This is a genomic window from Lentilactobacillus kefiri, from assembly GCF_009739535.1.
In the GTDB taxonomy this organism is placed as follows: Bacteria; Bacillota; Bacilli; order Lactobacillales; family Lactobacillaceae; genus Lentilactobacillus; species Lentilactobacillus kefiri.
Window position 1 is genome coordinate 2,247,418 of sequence record NZ_CP029971.1, and the last position, 21,656, is coordinate 2,269,073.

Sequence of the window (21,656 nt, forward strand, 5' to 3'; positions counted from 1 at the left end):
AGTTATTGGAGTTGAAAACATGAAAAAACAATCTCAAAAGTTATCCACCTTGATGGGGATCGCCTCATTGATAATTTTCCTCATCTTAGCCTATGGTGTCATGTTCCACAAAGCATGGATCCATACATTTGATAATTACTTTGGCAATGCAGTCAGAGGGTTGGCTACCCCGGAGTTGACTTCATTTATGATCCATTTTACCAAATTTGGCAACTATCAATCTTTGCTGGGATTTACAGTCGGCGCAGGCCTGATCTTATTTCTGGTTCGAAAAATTCGTTCAGCTCTTTTTTTATTGCTGAACGGCGTTATATTGGCGGGCCCAATCAATGTCTTGGTTAAACACTTTTTTAATCGTCCAAGACCGACTCTTCACCACCTGGTTTACGTCCACAGCAGTAGTTTCCCCAGCGGCCATTCAATGAGTATAATGATTGTCGGTGGCAGTCTAATCCTACTGGCCAATCGATTTTTAAAAAACAGCACCCAAAAACTGGTTGTCGACCTGATATTACTGATCATTATTTTAGGGATCGGCATTAGTCGAATTTATGTAGGCGTCCATTTTGCCAGCGATGTGCTTGGCGGCTGGAGCCTGGGATTAGTCATACTGCTTTTGTCACAATGGATATTTGATAAATTTGCTGGAGGGATCTCATGAAAATCAAGTCTGCACTGGAATTCAGTCATCAACTGCTATCCGAAACCGTTAACTCTGGGGATACTGTGGTTGACTGCACCATGGGCAATGGCCATGATACATTGTTTTTAACCCAGTTAGTTGGTCAAAACGGAAATGTTTATAGTTTTGACATTCAAAAACAGGCGGTTGAAAATACAAAAGCCCTATTACAACAGAATCACGCAATGACCAAAAACGTTTATCTATATAATATCAGCCACGCCAAGGTTGACGAGATTCTTCCTTATGAGACGACCATCTCAGGCGCAATTTTTAACCTGGGGTATCTTCCCGGTGGTGACAAAACAATTGTGACCTATCCCGAAACAACGATTGCCGCGATCAAGGGATGCCTCAATCACTTGGGTCACAATGGCATCATCGTGATTGTCGCCTATTATGGTCACCCTGGTGGTGAACGAGAAAAAAACACCGTTCTCGAATTTGGCAGTCATTTAGACCAAAAACGATACAGTGTTTTAAAATACAGCTTTTTAAATCAAGAACATTTCCCACCAATTTTGATGGCAATTCAGCGAATCGATTAATGGATTCGCTGTTTTTTATTTCTGCGATCTGCCAAATTGGCAGCGTACGCAATCACAATTAAAATCAATCCCACAATAAACACATTGTGAAGAGAATTGTACAAGATGTTTCGTAGATGTGGCAAAACCTTCTCACTAAGCTGGTTGGCAGTCAGTGGATTAATAAGTTTATCCATCATCTTCAGAGATGTGCCGTCGGTTTGTCGGACACCTCTCAGCATGGTCATATTCATCACAATTCCAAATACGGAAATCATCAACGTCTGCCCTAACGTTCTGCAAAGGGTGTTGAATGACGTTGCGACTCCAATCTGATTGGGCTTAACCTCATTTTGGACGCTGATAATCGACGTGGTGACCGTTAAGCCAAATCCGGTACCGCAGATCATTGAAATGCCCAAGAAGGCCACAAACGGCGTATATGCCGGAATTAGGACCATAATGATTGCCCCAACCAGGATGAAGAACAGGCTCAAATTAATAATTCGGTATGGTGAAGTCCTTGCAAGCAGCTTGCCGGCTAAAAATGACCCAACAATCCACATCAGTGAACTGGGCGTGACGGCAAAACCGGCCATTGATGCCCGGAGTCCCAAAATTCCCTGGGTCCAGTCAGGCAGATAAACTTCGTAACCGATTAGAAACTGTTTGAGATCTAGTTTAAACTTTGATATACTTTTGCAAAAAGGAAATTATGATGACTAATTATCCCAGCAATATTACCCGCCAGCAGTTTGAAGTGATTCGTCCTGAATTAGAAAATTTTCATCAACGAACGAAGCCCCGTCAAGTCGATTTGTATGACGTCTTTTGCGCCATTTTATACATCTTGAAAAATGGCTCCCAGTGGCGTGCCCTGCCACATGACTTTCCCAAATGGCAAACGGTTTACACCTACTTTCGCTTGTGGTCCCGGCAATCGGCTCCAACGGAGCCGTCATTACTGGATCAAGTTTTAAAAAAATTGTCTTTACCTTACGATCTCAACAAGATCGTTCGGCATTAACTTCGTTTATTATCGTGGATGCGCAAAGCGTTAAAAATACCGCCACTGCTGAAAATAAAGGTTATGATGCTGGTAAGAAAATATCGGGAATTAAACGGCATCTAGCCGTTGATATTAACGGGTTTCCACAAGCCATTCATATTACCCGAGCCAATGTTTCTGATCGGGACGGAGCCAGTGCGATGATTGCCTTATATGCCAATGATCTTCGGCATGTTCGCAATGTTCTAGTCGATGGTGGTTATTCAGGAGCTAACTTTAAATTGGATGTTATGAGCAATTTACAAGCGACCGTTCAGGTCGCTAAACGCAATGAATTACACAAGTTTGAAGTAATGCCGCAACGATGGTTGGTTGAACGATCCTTTAGTTGGCTAGAGAATTGTCGACGACTGTGGAAAAATTGTGAAAGACAGCTGCACACAAGTGCCATGATGATGACCTTAGCCTTTATTTCAGTTCTATTGAGGCGCTTTTAAAGATCTCAAACAGTTTCTTAGAAAACCACTCACTAAAAAGACAACAATGTTTTGAACCACAAATGTCCGATTATCAAATAATTCCATTGGAATCAAAGGATCCTCAGCCATCCGTTCCGTCCGGATAAACATCACCGTGGCAATTAACGCGATCAGGAAACAGACCGCAACAATCTGCCATTTGATTGGATCTTGGCCAACCAACTGAAAGGCATACATAACCACCAATAACATAATTGTCAGCCATGTGGTTCCTTTAACATCCATCTTACTGGTGGAATGGTGTGTATCTTCATGCAAAAATAGCTGAACCATGAGCATGACCACCAACCCGATGGGCAAATTGATAAAGAATATCCAATGCCAACTTAAATGGTCAACAATGAAACCACCCAATAACGGGGCAATGACAGATGCAATCCCCCATGCCGACGAGTTGAGGCCCAGAACCTGAGCCCGTTTCTCCAACGGGTAAATATCAGCAATGATGGTATTGGAAATTGGCATGATTGAACCGGCACCCACACCCTGGATTGCCCGCCAAAAAATTAACACAATCATTGAATGAGATAATCCGGACATAACCGAACCGAAGATAAATATTAAAATTCCACCAATGAACATTGGTTTTCGACCGACACTATCCGCCAGCTTGCCGTATATCGGTGTGGCAATCGCGTTAGTGAGTAAAAATATCGAGAACACCCAGTTCATCAAAGAAACACCGCGAAGATCACCCACAATTGTCGGCATCGCCGTTGAGACAATTGTTCCTTCGATTGCCGCCATAAACGTTGCGACAAACAGGGCAATCGTCACCAGTGTGACATTACTTTTGGTAGTTGCTTTCGTCATGAAATGACCTCTTTTCCTCTAAAAATAAACAAAAAAATGCCCTTGAATATTCAAGGGCGTTTTGCTTGTCAGCTGTTTATAACTTGAAATAATCTTTTAACGCATCAACCTTATCAGTATGTTCCCAAGGAAGATCAATATCTGTTCTTCCGAAGTGTCCATATGCGGCAGTTTGTTCATAAATTGGCCGCTTAAGATCCAACATTTTAATAATGCCGGCAGGACGTAAATCAAATAATGCTCTGGTGGCATCAATTAGTTTCTCTTCAGATACTTTACCAGTACCAAAGGTATTGATATTAATTGAAACTGGTTTGGCAACCCCAATTGCATAGGCCAACTGAATTTCTGCTTCGGTTGCAAGACCGGCAGCAACAATATTCTTGGCAATGTAACGGGCTGCGTAACTGGCAGAACGGTCCACCTTTGTGGCGTCCTTACCTGAAAAGGCACCACCACCATGATGGGCATAACCACCATAGGTATCGACAATGATCTTTCGACCAGTCAAACCGGCATCCCCTTGAGGACCACCAATCACAAATCGACCGGTTGGATTGACCAGATAGCGGGTCTTGTCATCAAGGTACTTGGCAGGAATCACCTTTTTGATAATCTGATTAATCACATCATTGCGAACCTGATCCAAACGCACACCATCGTCATGCTGGGTACTCAAAACCACAGTATCAACTCTGACAGGCTTGCCATTGTCATCGTACTCAACGGTCACTTCAGCCTTTGCATCGGGTCCAAGATAGCCAATTTCGCCACTTTTACGCAATGCAGCCTGTTTTCTCATTAATTTGTGCGCCAATGAAATTGGCAGCGGCATTAATTCAGGGGTTTCGTTGATGGCATAGCCAAACATCAAGCCCTGATCACCGGCACCAATTTGATCCAGTGGATCACCATTGCCTTCACGCTGTTCCAATGCATCATCAACACCCATTGCAATGTCAGGTGATTGACCATCCAAAGAAACAATCACACCACAAGAGTCGCCATCAAATCCATAGCGGCCATCTCGATAGCCAATTCGCTTGATTGTGTTTCTAACAACCTTTTGGATATCAACGTAGGCTGTGGTTGAAATTTCACCAAATACGAACACTAAACCGGTCGTAACTGATGTCTCACATGCTACCCGGGCATCCGGGTCTTTTGCTAACAAGGCATCCAAAATAGCATCACTGATCTGATCAGCAATCTTATCCGGATGGCCTTCTGAAACTGATTCCGAAGTAAATAAATGTTTTTCGCGCATTTCATTTTCCCCCTATTATTTTTTAAGGTTACAAGGCTTCTTCACGTAAAACGCGAATCCTATCGGGAACTCATAACTCTACAATCTTATCATAAATGATTTTATTTTGTAACTGATTTTTTCAACCCGTTGACCAGTGCCATCAAAACCAGTAGGATTATTTTTAGAATTATTTATTCCAAACGATAAGGAGAAAGTGACTTGTTAAACTATAATCGTTCCACTTTGATCCAATCCGGTCTTCGAGTCATCGGGATGTTATTAATTTGGATGATGTTTACCAACATTTCCTTAAAAATGTTCTTTATCAATCCCCGACTATTACATTTAACTTTGATTGGCTTGGTTTTTGCCATCTTACTGAATGAAATTTCACGACCACAAAAAAATTTGATCATCGTGGCGGGTGCCGATGTCGTGTTAGGTATTTTGCTGGCATCCCTCTACCTGGATATGCCAACTGTCAATGTTTGGCTGATTCTGGTGGACTTTGTTCTGGCAAATCTGTTGCTAATATCCAACTTTATTGACGAACCCCACTGCCGCTGGATCATCTTTGGCTTTATCAGCGGTACCGGCTTGGTCTTGCTGTTCACAACGTCTTATCACCATTACTTCTCACTGGTTTCACTCATGTATATCACGTTGATGGTGTTTGCCAACATCTTTTTTTCGTACTACGCATTCATGAAGAAAAACAATCAACTTTCAATGATTATTATCAGTGTCCTGATTTTGATGCTTTGCCTGACGCTGTCGATTTCATTTTTAAAAATCATTTTAATTACCGTTATCTTGGCCTTTTACGTTTATTTTGAATCTCGGGTAAATTTTCGAAACCATGAAAAACGCGCAAACGTTTCAGCCATTTCATTTCTGCTTTTTTCATTTCTGATCTGTTTTTAAGTTTCATTTATTATATTTTTGTTAATATGGTTAATTTTCAGAAAAGAATCAGCATAAATGTTACCAGCGGTCGATCAATCGTGTAGTATGACGTTGATTGATAAACCTGACAAGGACGGTGACAAGCGTGAACATTAAAGTAGTTGGTGATATCCGAGTAGGAAAGATTCAGCCTTCATTGACCGGAAATCCCATTGTTGACGATGTCCTCATTCAACATTTTTGTGATCGACTCAAGGAAAAATTAAATTCATTAAAATTATTCATTGATATTATTCCAGATCATTTCTTTGATGCCACTAAGCCATGTACCGACATCATTTTAATGGATCGACGAATTATTGCCGACCTACCCGATGAACTGTTAATGAACTTTAAGATAATCGACATTGACCATAACGATATTTTACGAGGTAACGTAGCTGGTGCATTAGAAGCACTCAAAAGATTTGATAGTGGTAAACATGTTTCTGCAATTTAATAAAAAAAGGTGCTGACATTAAACGCAAGTTTTTTGTCAGCATCTTTTTTTGTATTCAAATAGCATTTATTTTCGGAAGCGTCGATCCCTTTTGATATAAACAATCATCAATAGGACCATCACAACTGTTATGGCAATGGTATAAAGCCAAGCTGCGCCTTTCCCGGCAAACGGGAGCTGCACATTCATGCCATAAAACCCTGACACAATTGGCGGAATGGCCAAAATAAGTGACCAAATGGTTAAAAATTGCATTGTTTGATTCAATTTATTATTCAAGATATTTCCAAAAGCTGATTCGGTTTCGCCAACGACGTCACCAACAACATCAAACATTGTCTGACACTGTTTATACTCAATGAATAAATCATCGATTTCTGCAGTGACCTCAGTCGTTAATTGGGGTGACATCTTTAAATTACCTTTCATTGTCCCCTGCAGTTCTTGGAGAGCAATCAAGTTGCCGGCAGTCGCTGATCGCAGATACACCAGACCGGTTTTCATGGCTCCCAGTTCATCCAAACTCCGGTTACTGATGGCGCGATTACGCATTCCTTCCAGCTTTTCAGCTTTGTGGCTAATTCGGTCCAACTGATCAAAGTATGGTGAAATCAATGCAAACAAAATAGCTAGGATATGCTCAGCAACCGAACCAGATTCAGTATTTGAACGTTTCTGAACGAGTTCTACCTGCTGAGAGGCGTGACAAACCGTGATCAGCAACGAATCACTAAAGCCTAAAAATATCGGCGATGTGAGCATCCGGCTTTGACTGGGATCGGCAATTGCTCTGACAACCAAGGCACTAAATCCTGATAAGCCGTCAAAAGTTGCCCGGGGCTGTTCATGCCGATCCAACATATAACCTTTAAATTTCGCAGGTGCGCGATACTTGGTCGTCATACTATCCAATTCATCTTCGGTTGGCGAAATGGCCTCAACCCAAGTATACGTATCAAATTTATGAATTTTAATCATCATTGTTCCTCGTAAATCTTTATTTTAGTGATAACTAAAGTCTAATTTTTTCGAAGCGGAATTTCAACATTCGGTTACTTTGCCTTGCCTCGATGAACAGACAATTGATAAATGACCAGCATGGAGCCAATTGAAATCAAGGAAATAATCATCGCAACCCGAGTTGACTTGTTGACCAATAGGAATCCCAAAATAAAGACGAAGAAGAGTAACGTTACATAATCAGTCAATGGATATCCGGGCATCTTGAAAATCTTGGTTCCTTTAGGATGAACCCGACGATACTTAATATGAACGATGAGCAAGACAACCCAAACGACCACGAAATTGATCGTTGAAACGCTGGATACCAAGCTAAAGACGCCAGCTGGAATGAAGTAATTCAAAACAACAATAATCAGCAAAAATGCCGTTGAAAAGTTCAGGGCAATATTTGGCACCCCATTTCGACCTAATTTGGTCAAAAATGATGAGGCGTTACCACCCATACTCAGCGCGTACATTGTTCGACTGGTACTGAACAAACAGCTGTTGGTAGCTGATACGGCCGCCGTCAAAACAACAAAGTTCAAGATGCCGGCTGCCCCGACAATTCCGATCCCAGAAAAGACCTGGACAAACGGACTGGCAGTCGTTGTAATCTGGTCCCATGGATAAACGCTCATGACGGCAATCATCGAACCAACATAGAATAATCCAATTCGAATGGGCAGACTGTTGATCGCTTTGGGCAGATTGGCTTCCGGATCATCCGTTTCACCGGCAGTCAACCCCACCATTTCAATTCCAACGAAGGCAAAGACCACCATTTGAAATGACATCAAAAATCCGTGGGCACCCTTGGGGAAAAAGCCACCGTGACTAACCAATTGAGTAAACGAAGCCGTTGAACCGTCAACGTTGACATGGAAAATTGCCAGGCCAAAACCAACGACAACCAGTAAAATAATTGCAACGACCTTAATCATTGAAAACCATGATTCCATTTCTCCGAATAAGCCAACGTTTACCATATTGGCGCCAAACAGGCACAGGAGAATAACCAGTGGCGGAATCCATTGTGGAACCGTTGGAAACCAGTACTTAATATAAATTCCAGTCGCGGTCAAATCGGCCATTGCCAAGCTGATCCAGCAAAACCAGTAAGTCCAGCCGGTTACAAACTCCCAACGATCACCCAGATACATTTTGACAAAATCTAAGAATGAATGCTTGGATGTATCTGATAACAACAGCTCACCAATGCCACGCATCAGCAAGAAACAAAAGATTCCAACAATCAGATACGAAAGAATAATCGAAGGACCTGATGTATGAATAGCCGAACCCGATCCCAAAAACAAACCGGTTCCAATGGCCCCACCAATTGCGATCATCTGAATATGCCGACTCTTTAACGAACGAGATAACGAATTTGCCTGATTCTTGGTTTCCATAATATCCTCCTTAAAAATGTGAACGAAAAAAGCCCCCAGTACCTTTTACAGTACCAGGGGCGTTCAGTAAACGCGGTTCCACCCAAGTTCCACAATACAATATGTATTGCCTCTAATTGCAGATAAGGCTGCCACCATTAAGTATTGCCATATTAGTTGCTGACTTTCAGCAAATGTCAGCTCTCTTTGAATATTTACTAGTATACGGTTCATATTTTAATTGTCAACCCCAAATCGTCAACACTTGTTCACGAATCAAATACATATTCGGCATTATTCGGCAAAATAGTTGATTTTTAACTGAATAGCGAGTATCTTTGAGCCAATAAAAGTTGATTGGACTTTTAATCATCATTTTGGGAGGTATTTCGATGGAATCACATACTGCATTGCTAATTATTGATTATACAAATGATTTTGTGGCAGATAAAGGTGCTTTAACCTGTGGCAAACCCGGTCAAAAACTGGAACCAAGTATTATCGGCTTGGCAGACAAATTTGTTTCAAATGGCGACTGGGTCATTTTACCAACCGATGTTCATAAACCCAACGATCCCTACCATCCAGAAACCAAGTTGTTCCCACCCCACAATGTTCGTGGCACCTGGGGCCGGGAATTCTACGGTGGCCTCTCCGATTGGTATAAATCCCATCAAAACGACGACAAAGTTTATATGTACGACAAGACTCGATATAGTGCATTTGCCGGTACCGACTTGGATATTCGATTACGTGAACGCCATATCGACACAGTTCATCTAGTTGGTGTCTGCACGGACATCTGTGTGCTCCATACGGCGGTTGATGCCTACAATCTCTGCTACAACATCGTTGTTCATAAAAGTGGTGTTGCCGGGCTTACTCAAGCCGGAAATGACTGGGCTCTCAGCCACTTTGAGCATGTCTTGGGCGCAACTGTGGAAGACTAACCAAATTTGATTTTGCAAAATATCCAATTTTAGTGTTTAATGTTCTTCAGTAGACAAAATATATTTTTGTGTGAAGATGGCATAAATAATAATTTTATGACCATCTTCTTGACGTTTCAAAAATATTTTGGACTCAGGAGGAACGACAATGGCTAATAAAGTATCCAGATACAATAACGACCAGTGGGAAACCGCAAAAGAATCAGTCTTACAGGAATATGAAGATTACAAGCAAACCCTGCGTGATCAAGGGGTGGACTTTACAATTAAGAATGCTCGGAAACTATTGATCTACCAAGACTTGGTTGCTGAATGGCAGCACAAGATCGGCACTGTGATTACCGACCTTGAAGATAACGTGTTTGCATTGAGTGTTTTCGACGACTTGAAGAAGCGTAAAGAAAGCTCTTTATTGGCACGTGGATACGAGCATATTTCGAGTTGGCCCGATTTCAACCCAACTGCTCTGGCACTCTGGCTGGAACTTGAGGAAGACGAAGCAATGGCTTAATTTGCGAGGTGTGGAAAATGTCACATTTTGACGCATCAATGGTCGTGACAATTGCAATTGGTCTGATCTTAATGATTTTAACCAATAATCGTCCATTTGCCATTACCCTGGCGGTCATAGCGATTTTGGCAACGATTATGTTGACCATCAAAAAGATTCTTGATCGCAATCAATCACGCAATCAGCATCATCTAAAGGACTGACAAAGGTCAGTCCTTTTATTTTGAATCAATCTACCTTTCACGAAAATGCCCACATGAAAACACCCCTGATAACCAAATATGGTTACCAAGGGTGCTTTTCGTTATGGGCTTCAAATTCACTATTTGTCTTTCTTCTTGTCCCCCTTACTGTTCTTCTTCATGAATTCTTCACGGGTTTGCAAATCCTTCACGTTGATCTTTATTTCGGTTGGTTTCAAATCAGTCATATCAGAAATTGTTTGGCTTAATTTAGAAATAATCTTTTTGAATACCAGTGGGATTGACTTGCCATATTCCAGGATTGCATCCATGGAAATTTTGACCTCTTTGTCATCGTTGTCTAAATCTACCTTCACCCCCATGGATGGGTCGGTTTCATCACTAAATTTATCAGTGACAGAATCAATCAAGCCACCTTCAAGTGATAATACCCCATCCACGTCACGAACAGTGTTGCCGACAATCTTTGTTAATACATCATCTTCATAAGTCAATACAGTTTCTACGCTGTTGTTGTTTTCTTGTGTCATCGTTTTTTCCTCCATTGGCTACTTAACTCTGTCGTCGTTGACAGTGTTTGCGATGTCATCTTTTTTACGTGCGCTCTGCTGTTCCCACTCTTTTTTTGTCAGGACATCATTAATATTTAAATTAATTTCAACGACGTCCAAACCAGTGTAATTCTTAATCGCTTTTTGCGTTCGGCTGCAGATTTCTTCAAAGATTTGGCGGGCATCCGCACCATATTCAATGGTGGCTTCCATGTCCAATGCAACCTGTTTTTCACCAACTTCGGCATCAATGCCTTTGGTTGGATCTGTCGTTTTGGAGAATCGATCCGCCAGTTCACTCATCATGCCACCGTCCAGTGATAAAACACCTTCCACGTTTCTCGATACCAGTCCGGCAATCTTTTCAATCACTGAATTTTCAAAAGTCAGGGTTTTGTTTAATTCTGGTTTGTTAACTGTTGCATCCATTGCAGTCATCTCGCTTCCTGTAATTGATTTGCTTAATCATCACTCACTAATTGGCTGATGAGACTTTTGATTCCGCCAAATTTCCAGATGACAGCGCCAATTAATGCACCAACCAAGGTTAATGTCAGCACGATCAACATGCCGCTAAGGCCACCAAAGACCCAGACCACACCACAGATCATACCGAAGATGGCACCATACATTATCGTGTTCATAGACATCCACCTCCTAGACTACTCGTGGGCGGCCGGCTTTCTGCCGATTTGACGAAGCGTCAAAAGGGGTCACTTTAACCCGAACCTTTTTAACCTCAACATCCATCAACTGTTGCACTTTTTCTGCGACAATTGTTTGGATGTCTTCACCCACTTTAACTAAATCCTGATTCATTTTATCAACCGCAGTGACATTGACACGGGCAACCCGGTTTTTTGTGTGCAGTTGCATCTTCACTTTGACATCGTTGACATTGCCCTTTTCCATAATGCTGGTTTGTAAAATCTTTTCGACAGCGGCTTTGGAAATACTCAAACGGCCATTGGGAGATTTAAACCTCAACTGGTCTGCTTTTTGGGGTGAAAAGATTGCGGTTAAAATCATAATGATACTAACCAGAATCACAATCGCCGCAATGGTAACTGCAGTTACCAAGATCCAAGGTGTTCCCGTTTGTACCGTCTTATTGACCGTTGATGATAAATGGTCAATCGGGACAACCAGGCCAACCAGCCAAATTGATTGGGCAATTCCAACCAGGCCGACAATCCATATAAGAAGTTTTGTAAACTTATTCACTTTGCGACCTCCTTTCAGCAAAGAGGTAACTTAACTCGCAAGCCCTCGAGTGACCATCGAAACGACCAGGACCAGGATAACTGCACCAACAATTGCCGGTAAGATTGCCATCCCTGCCAGTTGTGGCCCCCAGGAACCAAATATTGCCTCTCCAAGCCACGCACCTATCAGGCCACCAACTATGTTACCAATCCATCCCATGGGCATGTCACGGCTAACAATCGCTCCTGCAAGGGCACCAATCAGTCCGCCAATGATAAGAGTCCAGAGTAAACTAAACATGATAATCATCCTTTCTGTAAATAGTATTTTCGGATTAATAGCTTTTTTGCTATATTTATATTCTACAATAACCGATAACTTATTGTGTGAATAAGATGTGAAGAAAGATAGAAAAGAATATGAAGATTCGCCGGGCAATCTGAAAAACACGGAATTCAGCCATAAAACAGGCATCTGACCCCATATATAAAAAAAGAGCCGACTAATCAGTCGACTCCAGATCATCTAAAATTACATAATTCCAAGCCAAACGCCGATTCCCGACACCAGCGCAGCAATTAACATCAAACCAACCATCATCAGATGGAACTTTTTATGCATCACAACAAATGCCAGATACTCTCTAATCACGGCATTGGGTAAATAGTAAAACGGGGTTTTTGAGCCAATTCCGAAAGCGTTCATGCCAACCTTACGGGCCAGGATTCCAGCCCGTAACGTATGATAGTTGCTGGTCACGAAAATGACCCGTACCTGCGAGGAATTAGCGTCTCCTTCAATGATTTTCTTGGAAAATTGCATGTTTTGATACGTATTGATGGACTTGGTTTCCACCATCATGTCAGCCCGTCTGGCACCGTGCTCCAAGGCATAATCCCTCATTGCGACACTCTCAGGGACCTTCTCGTCGCCACCCTGACCGCCGGATAAGATGATTTTGGCATGTTTATTGGCTTTATGAATTTGGTGATTATAAAATTCAATGCCTTTATTAATTCTGCCGCCAAGTAATCGGCCAACTTTATGCCCATCAATTAATCCGGCGCCTAAAATGATAATATAATCCTTATTGTTGCGGGGAAAATAGAGCTGATACAGGAGCATCGATGATATCGTATTCCAAACCGTCAGCAAGATATACAGGATCAACATCGTCAAAAAAGTCATGATGAAAGTCTGAATGGGCGCCGGCGCGTTAATTGGATTGAAAAAGATCAAAATATCAACCAGTACCACGCCAACTCCGGCAATTAAGGTCAATGAACCACTTAGGCTGTATTCTTCCTTTCGCCAAACAACGATCGCGTTAACAAACAAAAAGACAAAGCTCAAAATTAGTCCTAAAATAACGGCCAGCCCAACGACAATTAAAGCCACTGCCAGTACCAACGCGTAATACTTTTGACCAATCAACTCAAATGACTGGGTCAATAAGACGAGCAACGCCAGTAAATCCAAATTCGTCAACCAGCCAATGACCGTCGAATTCCGATTTTTGATCAAATATGTACCTAAAAAGATTGTCAAAATTGCAAAGACAATCCCAGTCACTGACAACATCCACATTTCTGAAGCCCCCTTTATGATTGAATATAAATCGGCAAAATAAAAGCCGGCAGCAAAACGCACAGTTTTGCCCCGGTCCGAATCCTTATACCCAGTTGATTATTTTTGTTGGTAATCTTTACTGTTCATTTCTTCAGCCGCAAATTCTTTGATAAACTGAAGAATTGCTCGAACTTTGTCATCCCCATAACGACTGATCCAGCTGTCAAATCGTTTAGTAATCAGATCATCAACGTGCTTTTCCGTCTTCTCACCAGCTGGTGTGAGGTGTAAATATAATCTGCGACGATCACTTTCAGCAGGCTTTTGAAAAATATAATCGTGCTGTAATAAAACTTTGATTTGTCGTGAAATTGCGCTACGTGTAACCCGTCGTTCACTGGCAATATCCATCAATGAAACATTTTCTTTTTCGGCAATCGTATGCAAAATTAAGTATTGTTCAAAAGAAAGCCCATACTTCGTTGCCGGCTCGGAAACAAAATTATCTAAGTATTTAAGCGACGACAAATAAACATCAATTGCCTCTTTTAATAATTCCTGATTTGTTTTGCTCATATCTGTCACCATTCCCCTTTAATTATTGAAACTTATATCACCTTAATTATATATTTTAGTGAGCAGTGTCGCAACTAAATGGATTAACTTTATCGTATAGCGGGTTTATGCTTTATAATTATTACATAATAGAAAAGGATTGATACTTATGGCCGATGAAGTTGTTACGTTAATTCACCACATTGAACTCAATATTTTTAAAGAATTTGCCCACATCGCCAATCGACATCATATTAATTACTTTGCAATGGGTGGCACAATGCTCGGTGCCGTTCGTCACCAAGGCTTTATTCCATGGGATGATGACATGGATGTCGGGATGGTAAGAAGCGACTATGACCATTTCTTGAAAGTCGCCAAAAAGGAATTGGAGCCCACCCATTATTTTCTGCAGACCCCGTGGACAGATGACAATTATGCCCTGAGTTATGCGAAACTGCTGGATCGAAACACGTTTATCGAAGAAAAGAACAATGTTAACAATGCTCGAAAAGGCGTGTTCCTGGATATCTTCCCTTTGGACAAGATTCCCGACTCTACGGCCAGACAACGTCGCCAAATTCTGGATATTCGAAGACTGGATAGCCGAATATACCTGAAATTACGGTATAATATTATTGATAATCCAATTAGGAAATTTCAAAATCCCCTCTCTGAAGCTCAAGTGGAAACAGCCGATGACTATAAAAAAGATCGGGAAGAAATCATGAGGATGTACAATGATAAACCGGCTTTGATGAATGTTAAAAATCTTGCGTCACAGTATTCATATGAAAAAGAGATTTTAAATCTTGATCAATTAAACGACATGATTGACTTACCATTTGAAGATACCCATATTCCTGTACCGGCAGATTATGATACAATTTTAACAAGAATCTATGGTCACTATATGGAATTACCACCGGAAAATGCCAGAACAGAGAAGCATATTGTCCGTCTGATTACCGATAACCAAGAGTTTGAACTATAACTAATTACTTGCATTAGCCTAATTTTTTTGGTAGGTTACATACGTTAAGCAATGTAGAAATGAAGGTGCTATGAATGTTTAATCCAAATGAATCCCGATTTGCCAGTTACTCAATCGTCTCATCATTGCCAGATGAAGCCATCGACAATGTTTGGTACATCATTGACAACGATTTGCAGGGAGTCTTCCAATTATCTAATTTAATCACATTCAATTTAGTTAATAATGATGGCAAGCTTTCCTATGATTTTATTCAAGGTAACGAGCTTGTTGCCACCTTTGACTCCCCTTATCCATACGATAATGGCTATCCAAAATCATTGGTTGTCTATGACAGCGGTGATCGCCAAATAATCGCAACCCCATCAGAAATTAATCTTTAATAAACGAAAAGAGAGTGGAACAAAAGGCGTTTTGATCCCAGAATTTAAGAGCATAAATCGATTATTCCTGGGTTTGGAATGATTGATTTATGCTCTTAAATGGCCGGGATCAGCCGATTGTTGCACGTTTTAGCAAAATAATATGACATTACCAGAAAAGGGGGCTGAGGCAAAAGTATAAACTTTTGTCCCAGCCTCCTTTTTGATCCGTTATTTAATTGCTTGCGCACAAACCCATTGATTTTGACCGTTCAATGTAAACCGGTACCAAATAGTCCTGCCGTTAGTGTGATACTTAACGGCTTTTTTATTTGTTTTGACCTTTTGATTTAAGACATCTTTGGAATGACCTGTGACCAGTGATAAGGATGCGGTGTTATAGACATGGTTACGTAAAGCATACTGTGGTTGCTTGATCGTGATTGACTGATTTGAATCGGCAAAGGTCACTGGGTTAAAGTTTAATGCCCGACTGTAAACCCAGTATCTCTGAGCATTTGTCTCTTTGCTGAATCGAATTCGATACCAGGTCGTGTTTGCCGGACGTTTAACGCCACGAGCGTCCACGTATACCTTATGTCCGGGATATACCGGTACATTTGCCCAGCTGTAGCTGAATGCGCTATAACCGGCGTTTTTAATGTGATTATAAAGCAGGTACCTGGAAAAGCTTTGACTCAAAACAGCCGTTTCATTCCCCTGGCCACGATGGTATTTGACTGTCGCCGGCTTGGTAACGGTATTTTTGGTTAACTGTGGGTTGCCGGTCTCGGATGAATTACCATCGTTTGAACTGGTACTATCAGCAGCATAATAGTGCCTTACCAGGGCATAAAAATCGTTCATTGTGTAAGCCTGGCCAAAATATTTCTGCCCGCTCTTGGCATAATAGCCATCAGGATCGACATGATCAGAACCGCCAAGGTAATGGGCAACCGCTTTATGCGACCAAACCGTTCCTTTGCCATCGTTCACGGCATTGTTTAAAGGTAAATTGTATTGATGCAGCAATTCTGCAGTATAGTTGGCAGCATTATTGACTTCTTTGGCAAAGGCCGCTTTACTGTGCACCTCAACCTGCTCAAATTGAATAAACCTGCCATTTCCAGGGAAACCACATCCCCAGGCTAAATAATTGGTATTGGCAATGTTAATAACCCGAGAAGCATCCACATAAGAATGCACAAAAGCATTCTGGTAATTTTTCTTCATATAGGCAATCTCGCCGTAAATGGTTGAATTGGGATTCCCCGTTTCATGGACAACCACCCCGTTGGGGTTACCGCTTGAATATTTATTGGTTGGAAATCCGCTCCAGATGGATTTGGTAACCTTTGCCGGCTGCAAATGATTTGAATAAATATAATGATTAACAGCAGAATCAGCATGGGCATTCAACAATCCCCCGATTGTCGAAAACCCGATAAATACCGTTATCCCCAACATGCCCTGCACAAGGCTTTGAAATAATCCGTGATTTTTCACCGTCTATCTCCCCCAAGATGGAATTCGAAATAATAATTGATCAACGCTTTATTTATATTAATCCTATCATATTCCACAGCGATGTGAAAAGACCGATAAGAACCGCCACTTTTTGATAAAAATGGACAAAATAAAAAGCAGGTTCAACACCTGCTTTTTAGCGACTGCTCCGGCTGGGTTCGAACCAGCGACCTCTTGATTAACAGTCAATTATTCTACCACTGAACTACGGAGCAAAAATATGAAATTAATGACTACTTAAGTAATATATCATATTCATAAGTAGGTGACAACTAAAAAATGTATAAAAAAGATTTTGGGGGATCCGAAGACCCCGAAAGATCTTAACTGCTCCGGCTGGGTTCGAACCAGCGACCTCTTGATTAACAGTCAATTATTCTACCACTGAACTACGGAGCAAAAATATTTTCTTTAAAAACGACATATATATTTATATCATATCCACGGAAAATATGCAAACCAATTTATCATTTAAATTTCATTTGTTCACTAACTAATGTGATTTTCTTTAAGAATAATGTCAACTTCTTTTTGCATCTCAGGGGTTTTCTTCCATTCTTCGAAGTGATCCATATCTTCTGTCGGCATCGTGTAATTCTCGTTGATATAATGCTCATATTTAGCAACGTGAGGTGAATGTGGAATGTTTAGCTGTAATATCCTTACCTGCTTGATGAAGCCCCTGTCAGCGGCTAATTCTGCACGACCGTTTTGAACCATGTTACTGATCTCAATATACTTGCTGCCATCATTTCTGGTAATCTCTTCAATTAACGTTAGAACTTCATGACTCTTCAAAAGAAATCCTCCTCTTGGTTTTCTTAGCTCACAAAAACAATTATACATAAAAAAACTGACGTTATAAAGACGCCAGTTTTTTAAGAGAGAAAGAGAATTGATTAGAAGGTATTTATTTAGTACCCGAACATAATATACTCAATATTGTAAGCGCTGTCAACTATAATCACAAAAAAGGCAGCCAACCTTCAAAGTTGGCTGTCTAAAAACGGAGTAATTTGATTATTCCTTACCTGGTAAATGCAATGTGTGCGATGGACGCACAATTGACGTTGGGTTATCGATCACATGCTGAAGTGAATGTCCTGAAACGTTCACTAAGCAGAAGAAGATAACCAGAATTAAGACAGCCCAGGTTAAGAGCTGATTCCAAACCGACATCTTTTCACTGATGACCGATCCGTAGAACCGTTTATGAACTTTTGCCGGAACATCCTTTTCATCTGGATGCGCTGCCTGTTCCTGCTCTGTAATCTGTTTTTGATAATTTTTAATGCTGAAGTTCTTTTGAACACTCTTTCGCTCTGTCTCAAACTTATGCTTCTCTTTTTTACTGAGCTTTTTGAACCACCGGGTAAATTCACGATATTGCTTGGTAACTTCCTTGGTCTCACCAACCATTTTCAGTTCACCATAGTTAATCCAAGCAACTTTATCACACAACATTTCAATCTGTTTCAGTGAATGACTGACAAAGATGATCGTCTTTCCTTCAGCCTTGAACTCGGTAATCTTGTCCACACACTTTTGATAGAAAGTATCATCACCAACAGACAGTGCTTCATCGATGATCAGAATGTCAGGATTAATGTGAACGGCAATTGCAAATCCCAAACGTGATCTCATACCACTGGAATAACTTTTGACAGGTTGATCAACGAAATCACCAATATCGGCAAATGAAATGATATCAGGCATCAATTCATCAATTTCCTCATTGGTTAATCCCTGCATCAAAGATTTAAGCCGAATATTTTCACGTCCGGTTAAACTGCTTCTCAATCCGGCATGGATAGCAACAATCGAAGTTTCACCCCGAACATCAACATATCCAGTCGTTTGTGGGATAATTCCTGAAATAATATTCGAAATAGTTGATTTTCCGGATCCGTTAACCCCGATCAGTCCAAGCGTTTCACCAGGCTTGATTGTAAGTGAAACCCCCATCAATGACCAAAAATGCGGCACATGTTTTTTGGTAATCGAAAAGAATGATCTCAGCTTTTCTGATTGTGTTTTGAACAATTCGTATTCCTTGGTCACATTTTCAACTTTTACTTTATAATCATTTTCCATTGTTTCGCTCCTAATTTAAGAGACTCTGAATTCACGAGTCATATTATAACAAAGTTTGTAACAGAAAAAAGGATTCCCAAATAAACTTTGCGAACCCTTAAACATCTATTTGCGAATAATTCGCTCTAACGGCAGGCTATTAAACTGAATGACCGAATCACCCTGATTAATCTTAGTTGCACCTTTGTCGTTAAAAACGAAGTTGGGAATAATTCGTTTTGGAATGCTATTGATTTTTGACTGGGAGCTTTCAGCTTCTACAGCAGAATTATCTTTTTTCCCGGCCAATTGTTTGTTTAATGAAGCATCAATTTTTGAATGAATGTCTCCTGAACTGGCAGATCCATCCAACTTGTTTAAATCATATTTGGTAATAATCGCATTGAGCTTATTGCCATAATTCATATCGGTTGCATACGTCAAAGACAGTGCCATCGCCGCGTCAGCGGAGCTGGTAGCGTTGGTCGTCCAGGTTCCTGCATAGTAATCCGGATCCGTTAACGTTCCGTGTCTCAACAAATAGGCGTTGTCTTTAATCGACGCCACAACCGTTGGATACTTTTTGAAGGCGGCTGCCGTCATGTAGTGCTTTCCTTTAGTTGTATATTCTCCAGTACTCATGGTCACGGATTGGCCATTATAAGCCCCTTTAACGCCAAAGTAGTTGTTTGCGTCCAACGATAGCTCGGACTGGCCAAAGTCGCTCTCAACGATTGCCTGGGCCATCATAACCGATGGATAGAGATGATTTGCACGACTAACCTTGACAACCGGTTCCTTGAGCTGATTAATAAAATCAGTTTCGACACTGGCACTGGATACATGTGCGGTTACAAAACAAAAGCCGGTAATCGCAGCAACTGCGATTATGGCTTTCGTCAGGCCGTTTTTAATTTGCTTAAAAATTCCAAAAACCTCCAATTACTAACATCAAATCCCTCAGATAATGATATTAGATGTTTCATATTCAATTAAGATAGAAATGTTCCTGAAACCCAGTACTTGGTCGAAGAATTTGGCTTGGTGATTCGATACCAGAGTGAGTGGTCATTAATCTTATAACCAATCTTATCAACTGTTACCTTAGTGCCGACTCGTAAATTAAGTTGATTCAACTTGTAGTGCTTTTGCAGATTGCCGGTTGCATTGGCGTGATCATACAAATAAGTTGAACCGGCATTCTTCGAGATTGACTTGGTTTCTTTGTGGTTAACAATTGCAACCGACCCAGGATATGATACTACATCTGAGCCTTTAATCCAACCTTTTGTCTTGCCGTCAGCAATTCGGCACCAAAGAACGATCCCCTTGGATGTCTTTTGCAAAGCGGTTTTGTTGACATTAAAGCCTTTATTGGCAGCTGCAAGCGTCTTAACTTTCTTTACCGGCTTTGAGAGCGTCTTGGAACCGACAATATGATTATAAATATAGCCGGATGACTTCTTGCTTGGGGTTAAAGCACCGCTGGCTGTTCCGGAATAAGTTGTCGCAAACTGCAATGCAGGTGCACTTACCCAGAACTTTTTAGCCTTGGAACTACTGTAGAACCTTAACCGATACCAAGTCGTTGAACTGTTGGATTTAACCCCACGCATGTCCAAGTATACTTGAACTCGGTTTCTAACACCAAGTTGAGACCAAGTATAACGCTTTTGTGAGGTTGTCGAACCCTTCACATGATTATATACGTAATATTTCTTGTACTTGCTTGAAAGTGGAACCAAATCTTTTCCACTTGCTTTATAATACTTAACCTTTGCTAATTTTGGCGCTGCTGTCGCAGTTGCGGTCGTTGCGCTGGATGCACTAGAAGCACTCGATGCGCTTGAAGACGAACTCTGGGCAGATGATGAACTGGACGATGAGCTGCCGGTTTCACCAAATACCTGATCCAAATTATATGTTTGAATAACCGTGATCAATGACTGACCGTAGTTAGGAGCCGTTGCGTATTTGCCGGTCAAAGCATTGGCAGCATCTTCATAAGTTGCCGCATTTTCTTTCCATGAGCCGGAGTAATACTTTGGGTTCCAACTAGTCCCGTTTCTAAGCGTTGAACCGTTATCCGCAAATGATGCATAAGCTGTCGGATACTTTTTAAAGTTGGCAGTCGTATGGATCATTTGACCATTACTATTATATTCAGTCGTTGCCATCGAAACAGAAGCACCATTGTAGGCACCCTTAATACCAAAGAAGTTATTAGCTTCGGTAGTCAACTCACTTTGACCCCAGCCACTTTCCAATCCGGCTTGAGCCATCATAACCGACCCATACAAATTGTGTTTGGTTGAAGCTTTGGAAACATCACTCTTGTACTTCGTTATAAAGCTGCTTGCTGTGGAAGCATAAGCTTGTTGGTATGTACTTTGGGCAGAAAATGTTGTGAATAAAACCCCCATCCCCGTGACAAGCAAAGCAGTTAATCCATGCTTAAATATTTTATTCAATGATTCACACCTCCGTTTAGGCCACATCACTATCATATTAGATAATTGACTAAAAATGAAGCCCTAA

25 protein-coding genes, 2 tRNA genes, 2 pseudogenes and 1 riboswitch are annotated in these 21,656 nt (G+C 41.1%); of the genes and pseudogenes, 10 read left to right on the top strand and 19 right to left on the bottom strand.

Annotated features, from left to right (window positions below; all coding sequences use genetic code 11):
* Positions 1-19 precede the first annotated feature (19 nt).
* Positions 20-661, top strand: coding sequence for a phosphatase PAP2 family protein (locus DNL43_RS10715; RefSeq protein WP_056981152.1), 642 nt, complete (start codon positions 20-22; stop codon positions 659-661).
* The gene (locus DNL43_RS10720) at positions 658-1,230 is read left to right on the top strand and encodes a class I SAM-dependent methyltransferase (RefSeq protein WP_056981150.1); all 573 of its coding nucleotides are present in this window, start codon (positions 658-660) and stop codon (positions 1,228-1,230) included. Before DNL43_RS10715 ends, DNL43_RS10720 begins: the two co-directional genes overlap by 4 nt.
* Here the strand turns inward: DNL43_RS10720 and DNL43_RS10725 are convergent.
* A pseudogene (locus tag DNL43_RS10725) lies at positions 1,227-1,874 on the bottom strand (MFS transporter); the annotation flags it as partial. The gene DNL43_RS10720 and the pseudogene DNL43_RS10725 sit on opposite strands and share 4 nt — an antisense overlap.
* Positions 1,875-1,924: 50 nt before the next feature.
* On the opposite strand from DNL43_RS10725, the gene DNL43_RS10730 reads away from it, so the two are divergent.
* A protein-coding gene (locus DNL43_RS10730) for an IS5 family transposase (RefSeq protein WP_202813053.1) occupies positions 1,925-2,715 on the top strand; the annotation gives its coding sequence in 2 pieces (ribosomal slippage) (positions 1,925-2,195 and positions 2,195-2,715; 792 coding nt in all).
* A gap of 18 nt (positions 2,716-2,733) precedes the next feature.
* Here DNL43_RS10730 and DNL43_RS10735 read toward each other — a convergent pair.
* Both DNL43_RS10735 and metK read right to left on the bottom strand, forming a co-directional pair.
* Positions 2,734-3,570: pseudogene (locus DNL43_RS10735) on the bottom strand (MFS transporter); the annotation flags it as partial.
* Positions 3,571-3,646: 76 nt separating this feature from the next.
* A complete protein-coding gene (metK, locus tag DNL43_RS10740; protein ID WP_056981773.1) occupies positions 3,647-4,837 on the bottom strand; it encodes a methionine adenosyltransferase in 1,191 nt (396 codons plus the stop codon).
* A riboswitch (SMK box riboswitch) is annotated at positions 4,835-4,918 on the bottom strand. It overlaps the preceding gene by 3 nt.
* 120 nt (positions 4,919-5,038) lie before the next feature.
* On the opposite strand from metK, the gene DNL43_RS10745 reads away from it, so the two are divergent.
* A complete protein-coding gene (locus tag DNL43_RS10745) occupies positions 5,039-5,743 on the top strand; it encodes a hypothetical protein (protein ID WP_056981771.1) in 705 nt (234 codons plus the stop codon).
* 127 nt (positions 5,744-5,870) lie between these two features.
* A complete protein-coding gene (locus DNL43_RS10750) occupies positions 5,871-6,224 on the top strand; it encodes a hypothetical protein (RefSeq protein WP_054769745.1) in 354 nt (117 codons plus the stop codon).
* Positions 6,225-6,290: 66 nt separating this feature from the next.
* Here the strand turns inward: DNL43_RS10750 and DNL43_RS10755 are convergent, their stop codons facing one another.
* Together DNL43_RS10755 and DNL43_RS10760 are read right to left on the bottom strand one after the other, a co-directional pair.
* Positions 6,291-7,205: a magnesium transporter CorA family protein gene (locus DNL43_RS10755; protein WP_225426941.1), complete on the bottom strand. Its 915-nt coding sequence runs from the start codon at positions 7,203-7,205 to the stop codon at positions 6,291-6,293.
* Positions 7,206-7,276: 71 nt separating this feature from the next.
* Positions 7,277-8,638, bottom strand: coding sequence for an amino acid permease (locus DNL43_RS10760; RefSeq protein WP_056981768.1), 1,362 nt, complete (start codon positions 8,636-8,638; stop codon positions 7,277-7,279).
* A gap of 371 nt (positions 8,639-9,009) precedes the next feature.
* Between DNL43_RS10760 and DNL43_RS10765 the strand changes: the two genes are divergently transcribed.
* The 3 genes from DNL43_RS10765 to DNL43_RS10775 all read left to right on the top strand — a co-directional run bounded on the left by DNL43_RS10765 (position 9,010) and on the right by DNL43_RS10775 (position 10,281).
* Entirely contained in the window at positions 9,010-9,567 is a 558-nt protein-coding gene (locus DNL43_RS10765) for a cysteine hydrolase family protein (protein WP_054769746.1), read from the top strand.
* Between the two features lie 148 nt (positions 9,568-9,715).
* Positions 9,716-10,078 (top strand): hypothetical protein, encoded by a 363-nt coding sequence (locus DNL43_RS10770; RefSeq protein WP_054769747.1) that lies wholly within the window; start codon positions 9,716-9,718, stop codon positions 10,076-10,078.
* A 17-nt stretch (positions 10,079-10,095) separates the two neighbouring features.
* A complete protein-coding gene (locus DNL43_RS10775; RefSeq protein WP_054769748.1) occupies positions 10,096-10,281 on the top strand; it encodes a hypothetical protein in 186 nt (61 codons plus the stop codon).
* A gap of 119 nt (positions 10,282-10,400) precedes the next feature.
* Here the strand turns inward: DNL43_RS10775 and DNL43_RS10780 are convergent, their stop codons facing one another.
* The 7 genes from DNL43_RS10780 to DNL43_RS10810 all read right to left on the bottom strand — a co-directional run bounded on the left by DNL43_RS10780 (position 10,401) and on the right by DNL43_RS10810 (position 14,195).
* Positions 10,401-10,811, bottom strand: coding sequence for an Asp23/Gls24 family envelope stress response protein (locus DNL43_RS10780; protein WP_054769749.1), 411 nt, complete (start codon positions 10,809-10,811; stop codon positions 10,401-10,403).
* Between the two features lie 18 nt (positions 10,812-10,829).
* Positions 10,830-11,270, bottom strand: coding sequence for an Asp23/Gls24 family envelope stress response protein (locus tag DNL43_RS10785; RefSeq protein WP_082619721.1), 441 nt, complete (start codon positions 11,268-11,270; stop codon positions 10,830-10,832).
* Positions 11,271-11,293: 23 nt separating this feature from the next.
* The gene (locus DNL43_RS10790) at positions 11,294-11,476 is read right to left on the bottom strand and encodes a hypothetical protein (RefSeq protein ID WP_054769750.1); all 183 of its coding nucleotides are present in this window, start codon (positions 11,474-11,476) and stop codon (positions 11,294-11,296) included.
* 13 nt (positions 11,477-11,489) lie between these two features.
* The gene (gene amaP, locus DNL43_RS10795; protein ID WP_056981765.1) at positions 11,490-12,056 is read right to left on the bottom strand and encodes an alkaline shock response membrane anchor protein AmaP; all 567 of its coding nucleotides are present in this window, start codon (positions 12,054-12,056) and stop codon (positions 11,490-11,492) included.
* Positions 12,057-12,086: 30 nt separating this feature from the next.
* Positions 12,087-12,338: a GlsB/YeaQ/YmgE family stress response membrane protein gene (locus DNL43_RS10800; protein WP_054769751.1), complete on the bottom strand. Its 252-nt coding sequence runs from the start codon at positions 12,336-12,338 to the stop codon at positions 12,087-12,089.
* 231 nt (positions 12,339-12,569) lie between these two features.
* Positions 12,570-13,625 carry a YdcF family protein gene (locus DNL43_RS10805; protein WP_156645073.1) on the bottom strand — a complete coding sequence of 352 codons (1,056 nt, stop codon included), beginning with the start codon at positions 13,623-13,625 and terminating at the stop codon, positions 12,570-12,572.
* Between the two features lie 99 nt (positions 13,626-13,724).
* Positions 13,725-14,195: a MarR family winged helix-turn-helix transcriptional regulator gene (locus DNL43_RS10810; protein ID WP_169790308.1), complete on the bottom strand. Its 471-nt coding sequence runs from the start codon at positions 14,193-14,195 to the stop codon at positions 13,725-13,727.
* A 136-nt stretch (positions 14,196-14,331) separates the two neighbouring features.
* On the opposite strand from DNL43_RS10810, the gene DNL43_RS10815 reads away from it, so the two are divergent.
* Both DNL43_RS10815 and DNL43_RS10820 read left to right on the top strand, forming a co-directional pair.
* Positions 14,332-15,156, top strand: a complete 825-nt coding sequence (locus DNL43_RS10815; protein WP_056981761.1) for a LicD family protein — start codon at positions 14,332-14,334, stop codon at positions 15,154-15,156.
* 74 nt (positions 15,157-15,230) lie between these two features.
* Positions 15,231-15,539, top strand: coding sequence for a DUF960 domain-containing protein (locus tag DNL43_RS10820; protein ID WP_054769753.1), 309 nt, complete (start codon positions 15,231-15,233; stop codon positions 15,537-15,539).
* A gap of 210 nt (positions 15,540-15,749) precedes the next feature.
* On the opposite strand, the gene DNL43_RS10825 is transcribed toward DNL43_RS10820, so the two are convergent.
* From DNL43_RS10825 to DNL43_RS10855, 7 genes are all read right to left on the bottom strand, one after another.
* Positions 15,750-17,024 (bottom strand): peptidoglycan recognition protein family protein, encoded by a 1,275-nt coding sequence (locus DNL43_RS10825; RefSeq protein WP_225364677.1) that lies wholly within the window; start codon positions 17,022-17,024, stop codon positions 15,750-15,752.
* 164 nt (positions 17,025-17,188) lie between these two features.
* Positions 17,189-17,260: transfer RNA gene (locus DNL43_RS10830), tRNA-Asn, on the bottom strand.
* Positions 17,261-17,372: 112 nt separating this feature from the next.
* Positions 17,373-17,444 (bottom strand) — tRNA-Asn (locus DNL43_RS10835).
* A gap of 90 nt (positions 17,445-17,534) precedes the next feature.
* Positions 17,535-17,843, bottom strand: coding sequence for a hypothetical protein (locus DNL43_RS10840; RefSeq protein WP_056981760.1), 309 nt, complete (start codon positions 17,841-17,843; stop codon positions 17,535-17,537).
* A 222-nt stretch (positions 17,844-18,065) separates the two neighbouring features.
* Positions 18,066-19,139: an ABC transporter ATP-binding protein gene (locus DNL43_RS10845; protein WP_056981758.1), complete on the bottom strand. Its 1,074-nt coding sequence runs from the start codon at positions 19,137-19,139 to the stop codon at positions 18,066-18,068.
* A gap of 105 nt (positions 19,140-19,244) precedes the next feature.
* Positions 19,245-20,021 (bottom strand): glucosaminidase domain-containing protein, encoded by a 777-nt coding sequence (locus DNL43_RS10850; RefSeq protein WP_056981779.1) that lies wholly within the window; start codon positions 20,019-20,021, stop codon positions 19,245-19,247.
* 89 nt (positions 20,022-20,110) lie between these two features.
* Positions 20,111-21,589 carry a glycoside hydrolase family 73 protein gene (locus tag DNL43_RS10855; RefSeq protein WP_056981755.1) on the bottom strand — a complete coding sequence of 493 codons (1,479 nt, stop codon included), beginning with the start codon at positions 21,587-21,589 and terminating at the stop codon, positions 20,111-20,113.
* Positions 21,590-21,656: the final 67 nt, after the last annotated feature.